Source organism: Sphingomonas sp. BK235 (assembly GCF_004345855.1).
GTDB lineage: Bacteria > Pseudomonadota > Alphaproteobacteria > Sphingomonadales > Sphingomonadaceae > Sphingomonas.
Genome location: NZ_SLXN01000004.1, coordinates 14,517 through 30,103, shown reverse-complemented (window position 1 = coordinate 30,103; position 15,587 = coordinate 14,517). Strand labels below are relative to the sequence as shown.

The 15,587-nt window shown below is 70.8% G+C and carries 13 protein-coding genes and 1 tRNA gene; 8 read left to right on the top strand and 6 right to left on the bottom strand.

All coding sequences use genetic code 11. The annotated features are described in order from the left end of the window. The first annotated feature begins 260 nt into the window (after positions 1-260). The 3 genes from EV292_RS12025 to EV292_RS12015 are packed head-to-tail and all read left to right on the top strand — an operon-like array spanning position 261 to position 1,850. The gene (locus tag EV292_RS12025) at positions 261-644 is read left to right on the top strand and encodes a VOC family protein (RefSeq protein ID WP_132909472.1); all 384 of its coding nucleotides are present in this window, start codon (positions 261-263) and stop codon (positions 642-644) included. Between the two features lie 14 nt (positions 645-658). After that, the gene (fghA, locus tag EV292_RS12020) at positions 659-1,486 is read left to right on the top strand and encodes an S-formylglutathione hydrolase (protein WP_132909471.1); all 828 of its coding nucleotides are present in this window, start codon (positions 659-661) and stop codon (positions 1,484-1,486) included. A gap of 55 nt (positions 1,487-1,541) precedes the next feature. After that, positions 1,542-1,850 carry a chorismate mutase gene (locus tag EV292_RS12015; RefSeq protein ID WP_132909470.1) on the top strand — a complete coding sequence of 103 codons (309 nt, stop codon included), beginning with the start codon at positions 1,542-1,544 and terminating at the stop codon, positions 1,848-1,850. Between the two features lie 19 nt (positions 1,851-1,869). Here the strand turns inward: EV292_RS12015 and EV292_RS12010 are convergent, their stop codons facing one another. After that, complete coding sequence (locus EV292_RS12010; RefSeq protein WP_132909469.1) at positions 1,870-2,610, bottom strand: murein L,D-transpeptidase catalytic domain family protein; 741 nt, start codon at positions 2,608-2,610, stop codon at positions 1,870-1,872. A gap of 216 nt (positions 2,611-2,826) precedes the next feature. Here EV292_RS12010 and EV292_RS12005 point away from each other — a divergent pair, with 216 nt between their 5' ends. Beyond that, complete coding sequence (locus EV292_RS12005) at positions 2,827-3,432, top strand: L,D-transpeptidase family protein (RefSeq protein WP_132909468.1); 606 nt, start codon at positions 2,827-2,829, stop codon at positions 3,430-3,432. Here the strand turns inward: EV292_RS12005 and EV292_RS12000 are convergent. Continuing rightward, complete coding sequence (locus tag EV292_RS12000) at positions 3,429-4,217, bottom strand: energy transducer TonB (protein WP_132909467.1); 789 nt, start codon at positions 4,215-4,217, stop codon at positions 3,429-3,431. The genes EV292_RS12005 and EV292_RS12000 overlap by 4 nt on opposite strands. 289 nt (positions 4,218-4,506) lie before the next feature. Further along, a complete protein-coding gene (gene uvrB / locus EV292_RS11995) occupies positions 4,507-6,693 on the bottom strand; it encodes an excinuclease ABC subunit UvrB (protein ID WP_132909466.1) in 2,187 nt (728 codons plus the stop codon). Positions 6,694-7,042: 349 nt separating this feature from the next. Between uvrB and EV292_RS11990 the strand changes: the two genes are divergently transcribed. The 3 genes from EV292_RS11990 (at position 7,043) to EV292_RS11980 (ending at position 9,613) form a co-directional block, all read left to right on the top strand. Next, on the top strand, positions 7,043-7,480 hold the full coding sequence (locus tag EV292_RS11990) for a hypothetical protein (protein WP_132909465.1): 438 nt from the start codon (positions 7,043-7,045) through the stop codon (positions 7,478-7,480). A 99-nt stretch (positions 7,481-7,579) separates the two neighbouring features. Beyond that, entirely contained in the window at positions 7,580-8,410 is an 831-nt protein-coding gene (locus EV292_RS11985) for a ferredoxin--NADP reductase (RefSeq protein ID WP_132909464.1), read from the top strand. A 432-nt stretch (positions 8,411-8,842) separates the two neighbouring features. Beyond that, positions 8,843-9,613, top strand: coding sequence for a class II aldolase/adducin family protein (locus tag EV292_RS11980; RefSeq protein ID WP_132909463.1), 771 nt, complete (start codon positions 8,843-8,845; stop codon positions 9,611-9,613). Positions 9,614-9,638: 25 nt separating this feature from the next. Here EV292_RS11980 and EV292_RS11975 read toward each other — a convergent pair whose 3' ends face one another. Continuing rightward, positions 9,639-11,696 carry a TonB-dependent receptor gene (locus EV292_RS11975; protein ID WP_132909462.1) on the bottom strand — a complete coding sequence of 686 codons (2,058 nt, stop codon included), beginning with the start codon at positions 11,694-11,696 and terminating at the stop codon, positions 9,639-9,641. A 479-nt stretch (positions 11,697-12,175) separates the two neighbouring features. After that, positions 12,176-14,410 (bottom strand): TonB-dependent siderophore receptor, encoded by a 2,235-nt coding sequence (locus tag EV292_RS11970; RefSeq protein WP_243693743.1) that lies wholly within the window; start codon positions 14,408-14,410, stop codon positions 12,176-12,178. A gap of 224 nt (positions 14,411-14,634) precedes the next feature. On the opposite strand from EV292_RS11970, the gene EV292_RS11965 reads away from it, so the two are divergent. Then, positions 14,635-14,708 (top strand) — tRNA-Gly (locus tag EV292_RS11965). A 121-nt stretch (positions 14,709-14,829) separates the two neighbouring features. On the opposite strand, the gene EV292_RS11960 is transcribed toward EV292_RS11965, so the two are convergent. Further along, a complete protein-coding gene (locus EV292_RS11960; RefSeq protein WP_165927090.1) occupies positions 14,830-15,552 on the bottom strand; it encodes a hypothetical protein in 723 nt (240 codons plus the stop codon). Between the last annotated feature and the right edge of the window lie 35 nt (positions 15,553-15,587).

Sequence of the window (15,587 nt, the reverse complement as noted above, 5' to 3'; positions counted from 1 at the left end):
CGGCACCATGGATCCCGGGTCAAGGCTCTCCTGAGCTTGTCGAAGGGCCCGGGATGACGGAGGTAAGCTGCATCCGCGACGATGAGCTTTTTGGGTCCACCCATGTTTCCGCGAGAGCAACGCGGGCGGCTCTCGCGGCGCGATGGATCCCGGGTCATGCCCGGGATGACGGGGCGACATGGGGCGAGCGGGCGCTGTACGACATGCCGGAGGCGATCGCTTTCCCCGCCAAGTGGGAAGGAGCTTGGGAGAGAAGGCCGATGTTCAGCCACGTCATGCTCGGCACCGACGACGTTGCCGCCGCCCAGACCTTCTACGACGCGACGCTGGGCGCGCTCGGCGCCGCGCCGGGCGTGATCGACGAATGGGGGCGGCTGGTCTATGCGCACGACGGCGGCCGCTTCCTCGTCACGCGCCCGATCGACGGCCAGCCCGCCAGCCACGCCAATGGCGGGACGCTCGGCTTCCGCTCGACCTCGCCCGAGCAGGTCGAGGCGTGGCACGCCGCGGGTGTCGCCAGCGGCGGTACCGCGATCGAGGCGCCGCCGGGCGTGCGCCACGTCACCGGCGGGCGCGAGCTGTACCTGGCCTATCTGCGCGACCCCGCGGGGAACAAGGTCTGCGCGACCTGTCGCGTCGCCTGAACGGAGGAGCAAGCATGGAGACCGTCTCGACCGCGCGCGCACACGGCGGCACGCAGGGCGTCTATCGCCACCGCAGCAGCGCGACCGGCACCGACATGACCTTCTCGGTCTATGTCCCCGATCACGCGCCGGGGGCGACGCTGCCGGTCGTCTGGTATCTCTCCGGGCTGACCTGCACCCATGCCAACGTCACCGAAAAGGGCGAGTATCGCGCCGCCTGCGCGCGCCACGGCCTGATCTTCGTCGCGCCCGACACCAGCCCGCGCGGCGACGAGGTGCCCGACGAGGACCGCTGGGACTTCGCCCAGGGCGCGGGCTTCTACGTCGACGCCACCGCGGCGCCCTGGTCGACGCATTACCGCATGTGGTCCTATGTCACCGAGGAACTGCCCGCGCTGGTCGCGGCCGAATTCCCGGTCGACGCGGCGCGCCAGTCGATCATGGGCCATTCGATGGGCGGCCACGGCGCGCTCACCGCGGCGCTGTGTCATCCGGGGCGCTATCGCGCGGTCTCGGCCTTCGCGCCGATCGTGGCGCCGACGCAGGTGCCGTGGGGCGAGGCGCTCGACCGCTATCTCGGCGGCGACGCCGCGGCGCAGCGGCGCCACGACGCGGTCGCGCTGATCGAGGACGGCGCCCGCGTGCCCGCGCTGCTGGTCGATCAGGGCGAGGCCGACGCCTTCCTCGCCGAGCAGCTCCGCCCCGAGCTGCTCGCGCGGGCCTGCGCCGCCGCGGGCATCCCGCTCGAGCTGCGGATGCGCGCGGGGTACGACCATTCCTATCTGTTCGTCTCGACCTTCATGGGCGACCAGCTCGACTGGCACGCGGCGCGGCTGGCGTGAGCCGCGCACGACGCCGCGCTGGACAGCCGCGCCGTGCGCGGGCAGGCAGCGCGGCATGACCGAGATCCTCGCCGGCCCCGATTGCGTCACGATGGCGGAGGTGCGCGCGGGCGTCGACGCGCTCGACCGCGAGCTGGTCGCGCTGCTGCGGCGCCGCTTCGATTACATGGACGCCGCCGCGCGCATCAAGCCCGAGCGCGGGCACGTCCGCGACGAGGCGCGCAAGGCGCAGGTGATCGCGCAGGCGCGCGCCGCGGCGGAGGCGCAGGGCCTGCCCGGCGCGGCGATCGCCGCGCTATGGGACCAATTGGTCGAGGCGTCGATCGCCTATGAGCTGGCGGCGTTCGACCGTCGCGTCGGCTGACGCCGCAAACGCTCGCCGCTCACACCTTGGCGGCGTAGATCATCCGGCCCGGCCCGAGCCGCTCGAACACCTCGGCCAGCTCGCTCTCGCCCACCGCGAAACAGCCCTGGCTGCGCCCGAGCATCCCGCGCTGGCGGATCATCTCGGGGTTGGCGTACCAGGCGGCATGGACCACGATCGCGCGCGACAGCGCATTGTCGTTGGTGCGATCCAGCCCGATCAGCCGCTGCGACCGCCCGTGCTTGCCGACGTAATAATCCGCCGCGACGAACGCGCCCTCGCACGAGGCGTTCGAGCCGTCGGTATTGGAGAAGCGCTGGAGATAGCCGGTATGCGACGGGTCCGACCCGCTGCCGTGCGCGACCAGCTTGGAGACGGTGCGGCCACTCTCCAGGTTGATGAGGTGGAAGCGCGGCTCGCTCGACCCCGCGCTGAAATCGGCCACCGCGATCCGGTCGCGCTGCGCGATGCGGTCGCCGTGGCGCTCCAGCGCGGCCATGGCGCGCTGGAGCAGCCGCGGATTGACCCCCGGCGCCGAGATCGCATGGGGCTGCGCCGGCGCGGCCATCATCGGGCGCGGCGCCGGGGCGTGCGGCGTGTCGAAGAAATCGTGCGGCACCAGATTCTCGGGCGTGCCGCGACGCGCGCGATCGCGCATCCCCGCCGACACCGCGCCCGGGATCATCAGAGCACCCGCGAACAGTCCACCCGTCTTCAACAAAGCACGGCGCGAATGCACCCGGTCGTGCGTGTTCATCATGACTTGCGTTAATCCCCGCTCCATTGGCCGGGATATAGCATGGACCTGGTTAACGATCGTCAACGTTTGCGGCGTGCCGTGCGGTCGTTCCGATCACTTGCCGCGAAAGCGCAACGCTTCGTCGCTGGCACCAAAAGGCTAATGGCGCGTTTGTTGCATCCATGAGGCCCGCATGCGGTGCGCGGCGGGCCGGGACACGACGACGATGGAGGCCTTATGCGGCGATTCGCGGCAGCTCGAATCGTGCGATCCCTCGCGCCCGTGGCGGTGGCGCTGGCGCTGGCGGGCGCCGGAGCGGCCCGCGCGGGGACGATGGACGATCTCGCCATCACCGAGGCGGCGGCGACCATGCCGCCGGGCAAGTTCCTGTGGGCGGACGATCCCGCGCGCGGCGGTGCGGTGAGCGTGCTGATCTCGCTGCCCGACCAGCGCGCCTATGTGTTCCGCGGCGAGAAGATGATCGCGGCCTCGGCGGTGTCGACCGGGCGCGACGACAATCCCACCCCGCTCGGCCGGTTCACGATCCTCCAGAAGAAGGCGATGCACCGCTCCAACCTCTACGACGACGCGCCGATGCCGTACATGCAGCGGCTGACCTGGGACGGTGTGGCTCTCCACGCCGGGCGCAACCCGGGCTTTCCCGCGTCGCACGGTTGCGTCCGGCTGCCCGCGGCCTTCGCCAAGAAATTGTTCGACGCCACCGCGCTGGGCGCGACCGTGGAGGTGACCGACGAGGCCTATGTCGCCGGCGCCGCGATGGAGCCGGGCGGCGGGAGCGGAGGCCTGGACGGGGGCGGGGGCGCGGAGCTGGCGCGGCGCTAGCCGCCGCCACCGTCGCGCGCGGTGGACGGACCGTCCCGTCGCGCGGCCGGCTCGGGCTCGATCACCCATTCGTGATTCTCCAGCAGCCAGGCGGGGACCGCCCGGCGGTCGGGATCGCGCGACGGCTCGTAGCGGAAGCGGCGCTGGATCAGCCGGCAGGTCGTCGCGTCCAGCGTGGCATTGCCGCTGGAGCGCAGCACCTCGCAGTCGCGGACGCGCCCGTCGGTCCAGACCAGGAACTTGACCGTCACCGTCCCCTGGAACCCGGCCTCGCCGACGTCGGGTGGGTAGTCCGCGTCGGTGAGCCGCCCGCGCTTCCACACCGGGGGCGTATCGGCGCCGCCGCCGCCGCCGTCACCGTCGCCCCAGCCGCCGCTACCGGTGCCGTCGCCGACGCCGCCCGCGCCGGTGCCGGGGCCGACGCGCTCGGTGGCGCCCTGCGTCGGTGCGTTGCCCGCGAACGGCTTGAGCGCGACGGTGATCGGCGGCGGGGGCAGCGGCACCACCACGATCGGGCGCGGCGCGGCGACCTGGGTGGCGCGGCTGCGGATATTGGCGGGCGCGGCGCGCCCCGAGCGGCGCGGGCTGGCGGCGCGCTGCGCGATCGCGCGACGCTCGGGGCGCGGCGGCGGCGGGGTGACGCGGAACAGGGCGAGCCCCTGGTCGACGCGCGCGCGCGCCGCCCCGCCCGCCAGCCCCGCGAGCAGCGCCCAGCCGAGCAGCGCGACCAGCGCCGCCGCGGCCAGCGCCGCGCCCCATCGCCCGTGCCGAGGTGCCGCGTACATGCGAGCGATATGGGGCGGCGGCGATGAATTGCGCGTGAGCGAGGCAGAGCACCGATCCTCCCCGTCGCTTCAGGGAGAAGGGGGGCCGGCGTCCCACCGCGATCGCCGCGCGCGTGACGTAAGCCAGCCCCGGTCGTCATCCCGGGCTCGACCCGGGATCCATGGCGCCGCTAGAGGGGCGGGCGTTGCTCTCGCGGAGGAATGGATCCCGGCGCGAGGCCGGGATGACGGTGATGGGAGAAGCGCGCGCGCCGGGACGGTCGGCCGTCGCCCGACCCGGCGGGCGGCGTCAGCGGCGTCCGCCAAACTTGCGCTGCGTCTTGCCGAAACGGGTCTTGCGCGTCCCCGGCTTGCCCTCGTTCGAGCGGCCCATCAGCGGCGCCTTGTGCTGCTCCACCGGCAGGCCGAGCTCCTCCTGCTCGAGCTGGCGGATCTCGTCGCGCAGCCGGCCCGCCTCCTCGAACTCGAGGTCCGACGCGGCCTTGCGCATCTTCTTCTCGAGCTCCTCGATATAGGCGCGCAGGTTATGGCCGACCATGTGCGGCCGCTCGTCGTCGATCTCGACGGTGACCTGATCCTTCGAGGCGACGTGCGCGATGATGTCGCCGATGTTGCGGCGGATCGTCGTCGGCGTGATGCCGTGCTCGCGGTTGTACGCCTCCTGCTTTTCGCGGCGGCGCGCGGTCTCGTTCATCGCGCGCTCCATGCTGCCGGTGATCCGGTCGGCGTAGAGGATGACGCGCCCGTCCACGTTGCGCGCGGCGCGCCCGATCGTCTGGATCAGCGAAGTCTCGGAGCGCAGGAAACCCTCCTTGTCGGCGTCGAGGATCGCGACCAGCCCGCATTCGGGGATGTCGAGCCCCTCGCGCAGCAGGTTGATGCCGATCAGCACGTCGTACACGCCCAGCCGCAGGTCGCGGATCAGCTCGATGCGCTCCAGCGTCTCGACGTCCGAGTGCATGTAGCGGACCTTGATTCCCGCCTCGTGCATATATTCGGTGAGGTCTTCCGCCATCCGCTTGGTCAGCGTGGTGACGAGGGTGCGATAGCCTTTCTCGGTGGTGGCGCGGCACTCGACGATCAGGTCCTGCACCTGCTCCTCGACCGGCCTGATCTCGACCGGCGGGTCGATCAGCCCGGTCGGGCGGATCACCTGCTCGGCGAAGACGCCGCTGGACTGTTCCATCTCCCAGCTGCCCGGCGTCGCCGAGACGCACACCGTCTGCGGGCGCATCGCGTCCCACTCGTTGAAGCGCAGCGGGCGGTTGTCGATCGCCGAGGGCAGGCGGAAGCCGTATTCGGCCAGCGTGATCTTGCGGCGGTGGTCGCCGCGCGACATGCCGTTGATCTGGCCGATCGTCTGGTGGCTCTCGTCGACGAAGAGCAACGCATTCTCGGGCAGATATTCGAACAGGGTGGGCGGCGGCTCGCCCGGCAGGCGGCCGGTGAGGAAACGGCTGTAATTCTCGATGCCGTTGCAGCTGCCCGTCGCTGCGATCATCTCCAGGTCGAAGTTGGTGCGCTGCTCCAGCCGCTGGCGCTCGAGTAGTTTGCCCTCGATCTCCAGTTCCTTGAGCCGCTCGCTCAGCTCGTGGCGGATCGCCTCCGCGGCCTGCTTCATCGTCGGCCCGGGCGTGACATAGTGCGAGTTGGCGTAGATCCGCACCGTGTTGAGCGAGGCGCTCTTCTTGCCGGTCAGGGGATCGAACTCGACGATCTCCTCGATCTCGTCGCCGAAGAAGGACACGCGCCAGGCGCTGTCCTCATAGTGCGACGGGAAGATCTCGAGCGTGTCACCCTTGACGCGGAAGTTGCCGCGCTGGAACGCGGCGTCGTTGCGCTTGTACTGCAGCGCGACCAGCTTGCGCACGATCTCGCGCTGGTCGACGCTCTGGCCCTTCTTGAGGTCGAAGATCATCGCCGAATAGGTCTCGACCGAGCCGATGCCGTAGAGGCACGAGACCGAGGCCACGATGATGACGTCGTCGCGCTCGAGCAGCGAGCGCGTCGCCGAGTGGCGCATCCGGTCGATCGACTCGTTCACCGAGCTCTCTTTCTCGATATACGTGTCGGAGCGCGGGACATACGCCTCGGGCTGGTAGTAATCGTAGTAGCTGACGAAATATTCGACCGCATTGTCGGGGAAGAAGCTCTTGAACTCGCCGTAGAGCTGCGCCGCCAGGATCTTGTTGGGGGCGAGGATCAGCGCGGGGCGCTGCATCTCCTCGATCACCTTGGCCATGGTGAAGGTCTTGCCCGAGCCGGTGACGCCGAGCAGCACCTGGTCGCGCTCGCCCGCCTTGGCGGCGTCGACCAGCTCGCGGATCGCGGTCGGCTGGTCGCCGGAGGGCTGATACTCGCTGACGAGGGTGAAGCGACGGCCGCCCTCGACCTTCTCCGGGCGGTTGGGACGGTGCGGGACGAAGTCGGTGCCGGTCTCCGGCTCGGCAAGGGACGTACGGATCTGGATCGCCATGCCGCTGATATGGGCGCGGCAAGGGGCGGGGGGAAGGGCGGGAGTCTGGATCCTGCCCGCTCGCGGGTGGGCTATCGCAGATGATGGTGTGACGCGCCGGGCGCTTCCCTTCCCGCCGTCATCCCGGACTGGATCCGGGATCCATGTTTCCGCGAGAACACCGGCTTTTGCCTATGCGGCGGCATGAATCCCGGGTCGAGCCCGGGATGACGGACCGGCATCGGGCGGGCGGAGGCTGTGCGACTTGCCCTTTGCGATTGCCCAGTCATGCCGGGGAGGGCTTTGCTGCCTCTTGCTCACGCGCCAGCGTCACGCTACTGCAAGTCAGTCGCAAATCAGAGAGGTGCCGATGTACCGCTTCCTCGACCGGCCGCTCGACCAGCTCGACGAGCATCTCCACTTCCTCGTCAGCGCGATGCGTCACTGGACGCTGGTGACGCGCGCGGGCCGCTGCGCCTGTCGCGCGCTCGCCCCGGCCTTCGCCTGGCGCGGGGTCAATGCCGCGCTGCCCGATTTCGCCGCGGCGATGACCGCGTTCGATCGCGAGGGAAAGCGCTGGCTCCGCTTCGGCGCCGCGACCGCGCGCACGGTCAGCGACGACGAGGCGGTGCTGCTCGCGCTGGTCGACGCCGCGATGCGCGGCGAGCGCGACGCCGCGCAGCGGATCGCGGCGACGCTCGTGACCGAGCCCGCGCTGGCGCGTACCGTCACCGCGGTGGAGTGGGTGGCGCTGCGCTTCCTCCAGGCGCCGCTGGCACAGCGCGACGGCGCGCCGCGACAAGCCTGACCGCGCGCGCCCCAAGCCGACCTATAGTTGACCCTGCGCGTCCCGGGCCATAATGCGCCCCATTCGCACGACATTCCCCGTATTCAGACCGGATCGCCGATGACCGACCTCCGCGCGCCAGTGCTTATTCCCGACTCCACCGCCTTCCACAGCGTGGCGGTCACCTGGGTGCGTCACTGGAACGAGCATCTGTTCAGCTTCGCGGTCGAGCGTCCCGCCTCGTTCCGCTTCCGCTCGGGCGAGTTCGTGATGATCGGCCTGCCCGGCGTCGAGGGCGAGGACGGCAAGGCCGCCAAGCCGGTGATGCGCGCTTACTCGATCGCCAGCCCGGCCTGGGCGGAGGAGCTGGAGTTCCTCTCGATCAAGGTGCCGGGCGGCCCGCTCACCGGGCGGCTGCAGCAGATCGAGACGGGCGACCAGGTCTATCTCGGCAAGAAGCCGACCGGGACGCTGGTGCTCGACGCGTTGCTCGGTGGGCGGCGGTTGTTCCTGCTCTCGACCGGCACCGGGCTGGCGCCGTTCCTCAGCGTGGCGCGCGACCCCGACGTGTACGAGCGCTTCGACGAGGTGGTGGTGGTTCACGGCGTCCGCCGCGTCGACGACCTCGCCTGGCGCGAGATGCTCGAGGCGAAGCTGGCGGAGGATCCTTTGGTGTCGGAGCAGGCGGCGGCGCAGTTCCGCTACCTGCCGACGGTGACGCGCGAAGACTTCCCCGTGCAGGCGCGCATCCCCGCGCTGATCGAGGACGGCCGCCTGTTCGACGGGCTCGGCGGCGAGGCCACGTTCGATCCGGAGAATGACCGCGTGATGCTGTGCGGCTCCACCGCGATGATCCGCGAGGTGGCGTCGATGCTGGAGCATCGCGGGCTGGTCGAGGGCTCCAACGCCAACCCCGGCCAGTTCGTGATCGAGCGCGCCTTCGTCGACTGAGCGCGGGAGTGGAAGGTCCCCGGCCACCCGATCAACCTTTGACTTTCGTCATCCCGGACTTGTTCCGGGATCCATTTTTCCGCGAGAGCAACGCCGGCGGCTCCCGCGGCACCATGGATCCCGGGTCGAGCCCGGGATGACGGAAGTAAGCCGCTTCCGCGACAATGAACCTTTTGGGTCCGGAGCCACCGTTCCGCGAACTCATGGCGGGTTGCTTCTGCGGTGGAGTGGATCCCGGAACAAGTCCGGGATGACGGAAGATAAGGAACGTTCCGCGACGTTCGCCAAGGTCCCGCCTTCGCCGGGGTGACGCAAGAAGTGGGTAGGACCGGCGTCCGGAGCGATACGGCGACCCCGTTCTCAGGCCCAACCGCGCGCTGGCGACTCCGCCGCGCTTCCTCTACGCTCGCGCGAAAATGGAGGAGAGAGGCGATGGCGACGCTCGCGTCGGTGGACACTTCGGCCTATGCGCCCGGCGAGTGGGAGGCGCGGGTCGATCTCGCCGCGGCCTATCGGCTGGTCGCGCTATACGGCTGGGACGATCTGATCTTCACCCATCTGTCCGCGCGCGTGCCCGGGCCGGATCATCATTTCCTCATCAACCCATATGACATGATGTTCGAGGAGATCACCGCCTCGACGCTGGTCAAGATCGACGTCGACGGCCAGCCGGTCGGCCGCTCGGACCATCCGGTCAACCCGGCGGGCTTCACCATCCACTCGGCGATCCACATGGCGCGCGACGACGCGCACTCGGTGATGCACCTGCACACGCCGCATGGCCAGGCGGTGTCGGCGATGGCGTGCGGGCTGCTGCCGCACACCCAGACCGCGATGATCGCGAGCCACGACGTCGCCTATCACGATTATGAGGGCATCGCGACCGACCTCGCCGAGCGCGAGCGGCTGGTCGCCGACCTCGGCGCCAAGAACGCGATGATCCTGCGCAACCATGGCACGCTGGCGGTGGGCAATTCGGTCGCGGCCTGTTTCCTGCGGCTCTATTTCCTCGAGCGCGCGTGTCAGGCGCAGGTGCTGATGCTCGCCGCGGGGCACGACGCGCTCAACCCGCCCCCCGACGGGGTCGAGGAGAAGGTCGCGCATCAGGCCAGCCCCGCGGGCATGGGGATGGTGGCGCAGGCGCTCGCCTGGCCCGCGCTGCTGCGCAAGCTCGACCGGGTCAGCCCGGGCTATCGCGACTAAGCCGCGCTGCGCCGCCACGCGCGGCTCAGCCGCCGCGGAAGCGCAGGCCCAGCCACAACGTCCGCGGCGCGGCGCGCTCCACCACGTCGGCGCCGCTGATCCCCGCCTCGACCCGCTCGTCGAACAGATTCTCCGCGCGCGCTTCCACCGCCACCGTGCGGGTGAGCGGCAGCGCGAGATACCCGTCGAGCGTCGTCGCCGGCGCGAGCGCGCGCCGGTTCTGGTCGTCCTCATATTGGCGCGCGACGTGGCGCAGCGTCGCCGAGGCGGCGAGCCGCTCGCGCCGCCACCCGAGCGTCGCCGAGAGCTGATCGAGCGGCGTCTGCGCCGGGCGCAGCCCGTCGAGCGCGGCGGCGCTCCCGCTCGCCGACACGCGCGGATCGACATGGCTCCATGACGCCCCCGCGGTCAGCTCGCCCAGCGTCCAGCGCGCGTCCAGCTCGACCCCGCGCAAGCGGATCGAATCGAGGTTCTGCCGCACGCGATACGCCCCCGCGACGAAGCCGACGCCGGGGAAGGTGCCCGGCCCCGTCCCCGCGGTGACGTTGGCGATCGCGTCGTCGAGCCGGTTCCAGAACACGGTCGCGGTCAGCGCCAGCCCCGCCACCGGCGCGAGCGTCACCCCGCCGTCGATCCCGGTCAGCGTCTCGGGCGCCAGCGCGGCATTGGCCGCGGTGGCGTCGGCGCCGACGCGGAACGGGCGGTAGAGTTCGTTGAGCGTCGGCAGCCGCCAGCCGCGATAGCCCGCCGCGCGCAGCGTCACCGCGTTCAGCGGCGTCCAGGCCGCGCCGACGCGCCCGGTCGCCTGGCTGCCGCTGCGGTCGGCGAAGCGCGCGTCGGTCAGCGCCGTGCCCGCCGCGAGCGGGGCCTCGCGCAGGAAGCCGCCGTCGATCCGCCACCAGTCGACCCGCCCGCCCGCGGTCAGCGTCAGCGTGCCGAGCGTCGCGCTGGCGTCGGCGAAGGCGCCGAGCGTGCGCTGCTCGCCCCCGGCGACGCGCCGCCGCGTCGGCGCGGCGTTGACGAAGGTGTAGAGCTCCTGCGTCCGCCCGCTGACGTCGCGCCACTCGGCGCCGAGGCGCAGCTCGCGCCCGTCCCCCACCGGCGGCGCGATCTCGAGCCGCGCGCCGGTGCCGGTCGCGGGCGTGTTATACTGGTTCAGCGTCTCGGTCGCGCGGCTGCGCGCCGCGTCGACGCTGGCGAAGCGCGAGGCGAAGGCGCGCGTCTGGAGATAGGCCAGCGCGCTGAAGCCCCAGCGCCCGCGTCCGACGAGCCGCAGGCTGGCGTCGGCGCCCTCGCTGCGATTGTCGGTGAAGGCGGTGCCGCGCTCGCGCGTGTCGGTGAAGGCGGAGACATTGGCCTGGAGCTCGACCGCGGGCGCGACCGCGATCACCCCGCGCACCGCGCCCGAGGCCTGCTCATAGGGGGCGGCGCGATCGGCCGGGCCGCGGTCGGCGCGCACCGTCGGGACGAAGCCGTCACCGCGCTGGTACGCGCCCGAGAGGGTGGCGAAGCCCGCGCCGCGCGTGAGCGTCGCCGAGGCGTTGGCGTCGAGCGAGTCGCGGCTGCCGTAGGCGAGCGACGCCATGACGGGGGCGAGCTGGCGCGGGTCGGCGCTCTCCAGCTCCACCGTGCCCGCGAGCGCGCCGGCGCCGAGATAGCCGCTGCCCCCGCCGCGCGTGACGCGCACGCGGCCGAGCCGGTCGGTGGCATAAGCGGGGAAGGGCACCCATCCGCCGAACGGGTCGGTCTGCGGCACGCCGTCGAGCAGCAGCAGCGCGCGGCTCGACGCGTTGCCGCCGATGCCGCGCAGGCTGATCCCCTGGCTGGTCGGGTTGGCCGAGCGCGAGTCGGAGCGGCGGAACTGCTGCAGTCCGGCGACGTCGGCGAGCACGCTCTCGAGCCGGTCGCTGGCATTGGTGCGCAGCCGCTCCTGATCGATCGTGACGATCGAGAAGGCGCGGTCACCGGCGCGCTCGTCGAGCCCGCGGCCGGTGACGACCACCTCGGGGGACGGATCGGACGCCTCCTGCGCCGTGGCCGCAGCGGGGAGGAGAAAGGCGACGGGGATCAGGAGCTTGCGCATGCGCGCCCACGCCTAGCCGAGCGCGCGCGCGGGGGCGAGCGGCCAATGGTCGGGGTTGCCAAACGCGCGGGCGCGGGGCGCGTCGGTCGCTCCCCCGCCGTCATCCCGGGCTTGGCCCAGGGTCCTTGGGTCCGGACCCGCAAGGCGGCTTGCATCTTCGGCCGTCTGATCTGCCGCTGCTCTTCGCGGGTGATACGCTGCGATGAGGGAGGCCGCTTTCCCTTCCCTCATCGTCATCCCGGCCTTGCGCCGGGATCCATTCCGCCGCGAGAGCAACGCCCGCGGCGCTCGTGGCACCATGGATCCCGGGTCGAGCCCGGGATGACGGGGCAAGCCGCTTCCGCGACAATGAACCTTGTGGGTCCGGACCCATCCCTCCCCCCCAGAGCGACATAAGCGGCGTTTGCGGCACCCTGCCTCCCCGGTCAGGCCCGAGACGACGGATAGGAGCGGCGCTCCCTCGCGCCGCGCCCGCTGCGCTAGAACTTCCAGCCCAACGTGCCCTGGACGGTGCGGCGGTTGCCGTACCAGCACCATTGGTAATTGGCGAAACACGAGGTGAGATAGCGTTTGTCGAAGACATTGGCGGCGTTCACCGCGAGCGTCAGCCCGCGCAGCCCCGGCGCGAGCTGCTCCAGGTCGTAGCGCACCAGCGCGTCATAGACGGTATAGCCCGGGCTGTTGAGCGGGCGCGCCTGATCGGGCGCGAGCGTCGGGGTGTAGACCCCGGCATAGGTCTCGTTGACGTGCCGCACCGCGCCGCCCAGCGTCAGGCCGGTGAAGGGGCCCCCCGGCGCGGTCCAGTCGAGGTTGAGCGAGGCGCCGCCGCGCCCCACCGTCTCCAGCCCGCGCCGGACCCGCGACGGGTCCTGCGGATCGCTGGTGACGCGCACGCGCTGGCGGCTGAACGCGCCGCGCAGGCTAAAGCCATAAGGCAGCGGCGCAGAGCCCTCCACCTCGACGCCGGTCGAGCGCACCTCGCCGGTCTGCCGCGAGATCGAGAAATCGGGCGTGGAGGTCAGCACGTTGGTCTGGTCGATGCGGAACCAGGCGGCGCTGAACAGGATCGGGGTGCCGGGGACGCTGAACTTGGCACCGGCCTCGATCTGCTTGCCCAGCGACGGGTCAGGCAGGCCGAGCGTCCCGTCGTCGCGCACCACCGTCCCGCTCTGCGGCTCGAACGACGTGGAATAGCTGGCGTAAGGCGCGAGCCCGAACGGCAGCGTGTAGAGCGCGGCGGCGCGCCAGGTGAATTTCTCGTCGCGCTGCGCGTCTCCGGCGTTCTGGCGGCCCCGGGCCCAGTCCTGCCGCCCGCCCAGCGTCACGCGCAGGTCGCCCAGCGCCATCTGGTCCTGCGCATAGACGCCCTGCTGGCGCTGCCGCGCGACCGTGCGATAGGGCGCGGTCCCCGGCACCGTCTCGGGGGTGCGCGGCGCGCCGACCGTGCCGTAGACGGGCGCGTAGACGTCGATCGCGGGCGCGGTGCCGAAGGCGACGAACTGGGTCGAATGCGCCACCTGGCGGTCGACCCCGAACAGCAGCCGGTGCTCGATCGGCCCGGTGCGCAGCGTGCCGCTCAACTGATTGTCATAGGTCCAGTTGTTGAGCTCCTCGTCCGAGGCGTAGGACGAGCGCGCGAACAGCCGCTGCGTGGCGTCGACCGGCGCACCCTGGCCATAGATCAGCCCCAGCCGCGCGGTGACGTTCTGATAGCGGCCCGAGGCGCGGAAATTCCACCCGCCGCCGAAATCGTGGCGGAAGATATAGGTGCCCGCGGCCTGCTCGCGGCGGAAGCGATTGTCCGCCTCGCCCGCGTCGAAGCGCGTCGAGATGCGGCCGTTGGGATTGTCGACCAGCGTGCCCAGCGTCGGGAAGGCGCCGTAGGACCCGTTCTCCGGATCGTCCGAATAGGCGCCCAGCAGCGTGAAACTGGTCGAACCGCTGGCGCCGATCGTGACCGCGGCCGAGGCGGTCTGGCGCTCGCGCCGGCTGAACCGCTGCTGCGTGTCGGCGCCGTTGGCGCTGCCATAGACGCGCCAACGCACGTCGTCGCCCGCGCTGCCGCCCAGATCGGCGTCGATGCGATACAGGTCATAGGTGCCATAGGTCGCCGCGACCGCGCCGTAGAGCGGCGAGTCGATCGGCAGCTTGCTCGACTGCGCCACCAGCCCGCCCGGCGAGGACTGGCCGTAGAGGACCGAGGCCGGCCCCTTGAGTACCTCGAAGCGATCGAGGCGCGAGACGTCGACCTGCGGCACGGCATAGCCGGTGGGGCTGCCGAACTGGCGCAGCCCGTCGAGAAACACCGCGGCGTCGAACCCGCGCAGCTTGAACTGGTCGTACACTTCGGCGCTGGAGCCGCGCGTCTCGGGCGTGACGCCCGCGACGAAGCGCAGCGCCTGGTTGAGGTTCTGCAGCCCGAGGCCGGCGATGTCGCTGGCGGTGACGACGGTGATCGACTGCGGGGTCTCGGCGAGCGGCGTGCTGGACTTGGTGCCCGAGGCGGCGGTGTCGCGCGCCTGCACGCCGGTGACGACGATATCGTCGCCGATCGACGACTGCGCGGTGGCAGGCGCGTCCGCTGGGGCCGCGTCCGGCGCGTCGGCGCCGTCGCTGGCCGCGGTGCGGACGGCGGGTGAGTCGGAGGCGGCGAGCGCGGGGAACGGAGAGAGCGCGGTGCCGACGAGCAGCATGCAGGCGAGACGATGACGCATAGATAACCCCTTCTGCGCGCGCCGTATCGCTTGTGCAAACGACTATCAATAGCTCTTTTGTGTGACACGGTCGCGTCGCGATGCGGCGAGGGCGGCTTGTGTCGCTGCTGGCCGGTGGGTATGACGCCGCTCGTCCAAAATTCGCGGCGTGTTGGAATTCCAACATAGCGGAGGTTGGAACGGCCGGTGGGGAAAGCCAGAAAACGGCGTTTTCCCGCGGGTATGCGGGTATAGCACAATGGTAGTGCAGCAGCCTTCCAAGCTGAATACACGGGTTCGATTCCCGTTACCCGCTCCACGCTTCGACGCTCCCCGATAGCCGCGCCTCGCGCAGGATCTCGCGGCACGCAATGCACCCCGGTTGAGCCGTGCTCCTGCGCCCGCAGGAGCGTCCCGCTGTCACGCCACGTGGATCACACCTAGAACGCCTTCTTCCTATATCGTGGCTTGCGCTTGCCCGCCCGACCGGGATCGAGCTTGTCCCACATGCCTTCGGAGAAAGGGATGGGCGCCTTCTTCCGCAATGCCAGTCTGTTGGTGGAAAGGCTGTCGGACAGGCTCTTCGCCTGTTGCGACGAGATCTTGCGCGGCTCGGCGCGATCGAGCTGGCGATGCAGCGGTCCCATCTCGCTGTAGATCGCGCTGACCGCCATCAACGTCGCGCGCTGGTTGCCGGACAGGCTGGTCCAGTGGAACCGCTCATATTGGTCGCCGGGATCGTCCGATCGACACAGGCCGCCCGGGCCCTCGACGATGTTCCATCCCTGCCAGGTGACATGCTCGTGCAGCACGTCGCGTTCCTCGCCGCCGATGCGGCCCGCCTTCATCTCTTCGACGAGATGGCTCGCATTGTCCGCGCCCGCGACGTGCAGGAAGCGTTCGGCCGTGCTCCAATGTTCGCCTTCCACCAGGCCGTTCCACACGGTGGTGAGGCAGCGGAGCGGGATGACGTGATGCCAGGTCAGGTCGATGTCCGGCTCGAGCCCTCGCGTATGCTTCCACGACGATGGCGCGTCAGCCCGCCCGATCCCGTCGAGCTTCCCGTTGCTTTCGTCCGCCAAAACAAGCGCTCCGCTGTCATCCTCGTCTGGCGACCGACGCTCCGGACATCGCGTGTCAGGAAGATGACCGGCGGACTTCAACTGAAATCAACGCCGCTGGCGGTTCGGCGCGTCCG